Origin of the sequence: Paracraurococcus lichenis, assembly GCF_030657435.1 — a bacterium.
Taxonomy (GTDB): domain Bacteria; phylum Pseudomonadota; class Alphaproteobacteria; order Acetobacterales; family Acetobacteraceae; genus Paracraurococcus; species Paracraurococcus lichenis.
On sequence record NZ_JAUTWS010000187.1, the window covers coordinates 1 to 4,878 of the forward strand.

The following is a 4,878-nucleotide window of genomic DNA, read 5'->3' on the forward strand; positions in this document are numbered from 1 at the left end:
CGGGAAGATCTGCGGCAGGCAGGCGGAGGCCAGCAGGACGTCGGCCGTGACCTCCGCGTCCCAGAACAGCCGCGCCTCGCCGGTGCTCACCCGCGTCGCCGAGACGACCAGCGTTGGCGCGCCGTCCCGGCCGAAGACGTACGGGTCGAGGAGCCCGTCCAGCACCCGCCGCAGCGGGTTAGGGCCGAGCGGAGCGAGCCGCGACGGCGGCAGTTCGTTGGCGGCGTGCCGGAGCGCGTCGTTCATGGGGCGGAGGAGGCCCAGGAACGGCCGGAGCCAGGTGGCGCCGTCGAGGTCGGGCGAGCCCGAGGCGACGGCGACGCGGCGCCAGAGCGCCTCGAGCAGGCGCCTGGCCTCGGCCGGGCCGCCGGTGGCGAGGCCCTGGACGAGCATGGCCGCGTTCATCGCCCCGGCGCTGGCGCCGCTGGCCACCGCGATGCGGAGCCGCGGCTCCTCGAGCAGGCGGTCCAGCACGCCCCAGGAGAAGGCCCCGAGCGCGCCGCCGCCCTGCAGGGCAAGCGTCACCGGACGTGCGGCCACGGTCGGAGCGCCTGGGAGGGGTCGGGCGGGGACATCAAGCGGAACAGTGTTCATCGGATCCTCTGCATCCAGGGCGCGCGGCGGCCATCCCCGGCGGGCATGCCGGGGCGGTCCGAGCCGCTGATGCGGGTGAAGGGCGCGCCCGGGCGCAGATCGACACGGCGCTCTGGGTCGCGGCGCCGCCGCGGGCCTCATAGGCCAAGCGGCAGTCGCGGAAGGGTCTTCGCGTGTTCTTGGATGAATTTGGACCGCTCCAGGGCGAGTCGGACGCCCACGACGGCCAGCACGGCGAGCAAGGAAGCAAGTATCGGCATGGAGGAACCCTTTGCTGTTCCTCCCCACACTCTTCGTCTTAGTTAAATGCTGCAGCGCACAATTCCATTCACGGCTGGTTCATCACTGCCCGATTACTCAGCCCAGGACATCAGAGCCGTGAGGGAGGCGGATGCCGCGGTGAGGCTGTCCCGGCAGCGCATCGCGGGGCGGCGTGGGCGACCTCCCTTGTCCCGCTACGGAAGCGAGGCGGGCCGCGCGGCGTGTCTCCGCTGACCACCTCCGGCTCGTGCAGCCACACCTCAACTATCGCCCAGCGGCACGCGCCGTCGCTCTCCTCGCCGCAGGTCATCAGACTGCCTCCGGCTGGAGCGCGGCGGGGCGGTCCTTGGGCGCCGTGTCGTCACGCGGGATCGGGCAGGGCCTACCGTCGTCATCCAGGGCGACGAAGGTGAACTCGGCCGAGGTGACGTTCACCCGCTCGCCGCGGCCCTGGCGCAGCACCCAGACCTCGACGTGCAGGGTCAGCGAGGTCCGTCCCACCCGCAAGCGGTCGGTGTAGCAGCACACCACGTCGCCGACCTTCACCGGCTGGAGGAAGGCCATGTCGGTGACGGCCAAGGTGACCGTCCGGCCCTGCAGCCGACGGGGTCGCGGTGATCCCGGCGGCGGCGTCCATCTGCGCCATGATCCAGCCGCCGGAGATGTCGCCCGCCGGGTTGGTGTCGGCGGGCATGGCGAGCGTCCGGGCGGCGAGCTCGCCCCGGGGCGCCTCCGGCGTGGCGGGCGGTGCTCCAGGCGCGGATAGCAGGTCGGCGGTGGACGGAGCGTAGGTGGGCATGCGGCAGTCTCCCTGATCGGCGACGCCCTCCCCGCAGATGAACGTGGTACCGAATTTATGATGCACCGCAAAATAAAGCTAATCTCGAATGTGAACTCCGAGCGGCATTCTTCTGCAACCCGGGCAAAAAGGTTACAGCGGCACGCACGGTCGTGCTCTGCCGCACGCTCGGCGGGGCAGATGGAACGGAGGTGGCCGTAGCCGGCGAGGTTTCCACGCCCGGCTGCGGGGCCAACGCACGACGGGCTGTCCGAAAATGAGGGGCCGCCCTCGTCAGGCGGCCCGAGTTTAGGGAGGAAACGCCAGTCACACGGCGGGAAGGGAACAGCCCCTTCCCGTGCGCAAGGTGCCGTTCAGGGGACCGGCGAACAAGGCGTGATTTGCCTATTTTTGGTGCTCACAGCCTGAGTGCGCAGATTTCAGCCTTTATCTTAATCAAACATCGCCCAGATTGGGTGCAATTCCGGTTTGGCGGGGCAAACAAACGGGAGCGGCAGGGTTGAAGCCGTCCCGGGCGCCCGTCCAGAATGCTGCATTGCAGCAAAAAAAAGACCGGGACTTACGCGATGTTCTTCGACCCACCCCGAACGCTCACCTTCTGGCTCGTCAACGGCATCCCTGCCGCCGTCCTGACCCTCGTCATCGCCGCCCTGATCCAGCCCGCTGTCTGGGCTGTCGCCGGGTTGGCGAGTGTCATCGGCGCAGGCGCATGGACGGCGGAGCTGCGACGCCGCTCGACGGACCTCTCGCCGAAGGCGTTCATCGGCTCCTAAGGTTGAAGGCGTTCCGGCCATGGACACGGCCGGATCGCTTGTCGAGGGTCCGGGCATCCACCGCGGCCGAGCGGCCGCGCTCGGGGACCACCTTGTCCCGCTCGTCTAGTGGAGGGGCCAGCGGCACCGGTACGGCCAGGGGGCGAATCGGGGCCGCTGCGCCTCACGACCTGGGAGACGGGCCCATTCCGCTGCGTGCTGCGGGGCTCCATTGGCCCACTGCCTGCGCGAGCATCGCAGTTCTCTGAGCCGCCCGAGCCGATGCGGTCTCGGGGGCACCGACCGCCTCCGCTCCTCTACGGCCTCGATGTCTGGACCGACGACCGGATGCTCAGGATCGCCTGGGCGCCGGACGGAACTCTTGAGGTGGTCGCCTCCCGACGCGGCACCTGGGAGGATGAAGCGCTGGCGCTGGACTGAAGGTTGGGCCGGAGAAGGCGGGCAGCCGTCCGCGGGTGATGGCCCGAAGCCGAGCCGACCGGGAAAGAGGCTGGTGCCGCCCGTTCCCAACGGCATAGGTTGCGTCTGCCTCCCGCAGGCAAAAGGAAGGCGACGCCCGCTGGGCGACCGCCGCCGAGTTTAGGGAGGAAACGTCCAAGAATGCAGCAGGGCGACGGAGACGCCGCCTTGCTGCGCCGCATAATTCGTGTCGCCCCCAGCGGGCTGCGCCTCTTCCCTTCAGGGGCCACCCGACGCGACCCTGGCGCGGCATCTCCGACGTGCCCGGGCCGAGCGGCATGGAAGGGACGGCCTACGGTCCCTCCAACCGTGCCTCGGACTGGCGCCTCTCGGCGGCGGGGGCGCTGTCCCCAGCAGGGAGCCGGTCGTCTTCCGCCGGCGCGGTCCTGGCGCTCCGGCCGGAGCGGGTCTGGTCCGCGCCGCCGGTCCGGGCGAGCGCGGTGGCCACCGCCACATCCGCCGCGGCCAGGAGGGGGCGGAGCGCCTCCTCTTGCTCCTGCGTATCGGGCAGACGTCGGCTTCCCTTGTGCAGGCTGCGCGTCGCGGCGGGGTGCCGCGGCTGCAGTTCAACCGTCACCGAGGCGAAGCCGTCGGCAAGGACGAGGATGCGGTAGAGTGCGCCGCCTTCCGGGAGGAGCGTCGTCCACACCGTCCAAGTGGCGGCGGCCTCGGGCGAGGCCCGTCCGATCTCGACCCAGCCAGGGGTCGGCGGGGGTGGCTGGATGCTGGCCATCGTGCTCCCCTGTCATGCTGCAGTGCGGTAGACATACCGGCGCGGGCCGGGGCGGTCTCAACCGTTCCGCGGTTGTCCCCGCTCACAATGTGTGCGACGCACAAACGCGTCTTCGGGCGGCACATCGGCTGTGGCCGCAACGGCCCGGGCGGCTTATGTTACGGACCCGTCCACGGCTACGCCGCTGTGCGGGCATGTGAGAGCGGGGAAGGGCGTCGCCTTGGCCTGGGTGAGCCACCTCTCGAGCCTGACCCGGAGGGGCCTGGCGGCACGGTGCTGGGCCGTCTCGCTGGCCCTGTTCGCGGCCAGCCTCGGCGCACGCTTCGCGCTCGGTGACCTGCTCGCCTCCATCCCCTTCCTGACCTTCTTCCCGGCCATCGTCGGCAGCACGCTGCTCTGCGGCTGGCGCCCGGGCGCGCTCGTGCTGGGCCTCTCGGCGCTGGCGGCCTGGTACTTCTTCCTGCCGCCCTTCTGGTCCTTCGAGCTGAGCGGGCCCGAGACCGTCGCCTCCCTGCTCGGCTTCCTCCTGGTTGGCGGCCTCGACGTCCTGCTCGTCGCGGCGCTGGTCGAGGTAATCCGCCGCCTGGAGGTCGCCAGAAGAACGCAGGAGGCGCTGTTCCACGAACTGCAGCACCGGGTCGGCAACAACATGCAGTTCGTCGCCTCCATGCTGCGGCTGGCGCGGCGCGACGTCGCGGACGCATCCGCCGCCGAGGTGCTGGAGCAGGCCGCGGCCCGCATCGCGGCCATGGCGCGCCTGCACCGGCGCCTGCAGGACCCGGCCACCTACGCGCACGGGCTGGAGCCGGTGCTGCGCGACGTGCTCGCCGACCTGTTCCAGGGCGTGCCGGTGGATGTCCGGCTCGACATCCGCCCGGGGCCGCTGCCCATGCAGCAGATGACCGCGGTGGTCCTGCTCGTCACTGAAGCGGCGAGCAACGCGCTCAAGCACGTCTTCCGTCCCGAGCGGGGCACGCTCTTCGAGGTGGAGCTGCGCGAGCAGGCGGGCGGGCGCCTGCTGCTGACTATGCGCGACGACGGACCGGGGATCGATCCGGCGCCGACCCCGGCCCCCGCGGGGCAGCGGCTGGGCATGCACATCATGCAGGCCCTCGCGGGCCAACTCGGGGGAACCCTCCAGGTCGGGGTCAGGCCGGGCACGACGCTGGCGATCGAGTTCGCGCGCGCCTGACTGGGATGGGGTGCGGCACGGTTCGATGAGACAGACGGCTGCGGTAGAAATCACCGCAACCGGAGGT

Annotated in this window: 6 protein-coding genes; 3 read left to right on the forward strand and 3 right to left on the reverse strand. The window is 70.8% G+C overall.

Annotated features, from left to right (window positions below; translation table 11 throughout):
• Together Q7A36_RS38325 and Q7A36_RS38330 are read right to left on the reverse strand one after the other, a co-directional pair.
• On the reverse strand, positions 1–540 hold a 540-nt coding region (locus Q7A36_RS38325), incomplete at its 3' end, for a patatin-like phospholipase family protein (RefSeq protein WP_305109052.1).
• A gap of 624 nt (positions 541–1,164) precedes the next feature.
• Positions 1,165–1,434 carry an acyl-CoA thioesterase gene (locus tag Q7A36_RS38330; protein ID WP_370655795.1) on the reverse strand — a complete coding sequence of 90 codons (270 nt, stop codon included), beginning with the start codon at positions 1,432–1,434 and terminating at the stop codon, positions 1,165–1,167.
• Between the two features lie 786 nt (positions 1,435–2,220).
• Here Q7A36_RS38330 and Q7A36_RS38335 point away from each other — a divergent pair.
• Together Q7A36_RS38335 and Q7A36_RS38340 are read left to right on the forward strand one after the other, a co-directional pair.
• Complete coding sequence (locus Q7A36_RS38335) at positions 2,221–2,427, forward strand: hypothetical protein (RefSeq protein WP_305109053.1); 207 nt, start codon at positions 2,221–2,223, stop codon at positions 2,425–2,427.
• Positions 2,428–2,688: 261 nt separating this feature from the next.
• Positions 2,689–2,847 carry a hypothetical protein gene (locus Q7A36_RS38340; RefSeq protein WP_305109054.1) on the forward strand — a complete coding sequence of 53 codons (159 nt, stop codon included), beginning with the start codon at positions 2,689–2,691 and terminating at the stop codon, positions 2,845–2,847.
• A 331-nt stretch (positions 2,848–3,178) separates the two neighbouring features.
• Here the strand turns inward: Q7A36_RS38340 and Q7A36_RS38345 are convergent, their stop codons facing one another.
• A complete protein-coding gene (locus Q7A36_RS38345; RefSeq protein ID WP_305109055.1) occupies positions 3,179–3,619 on the reverse strand; it encodes a hypothetical protein in 441 nt (146 codons plus the stop codon).
• A gap of 229 nt (positions 3,620–3,848) precedes the next feature.
• Between Q7A36_RS38345 and Q7A36_RS38350 the strand changes: the two genes are divergently transcribed.
• Entirely contained in the window at positions 3,849–4,811 is a 963-nt protein-coding gene (locus Q7A36_RS38350; RefSeq protein ID WP_305109056.1) for a sensor histidine kinase, read from the forward strand.
• The last annotated feature ends 67 nt before the right edge of the window (positions 4,812–4,878 follow it).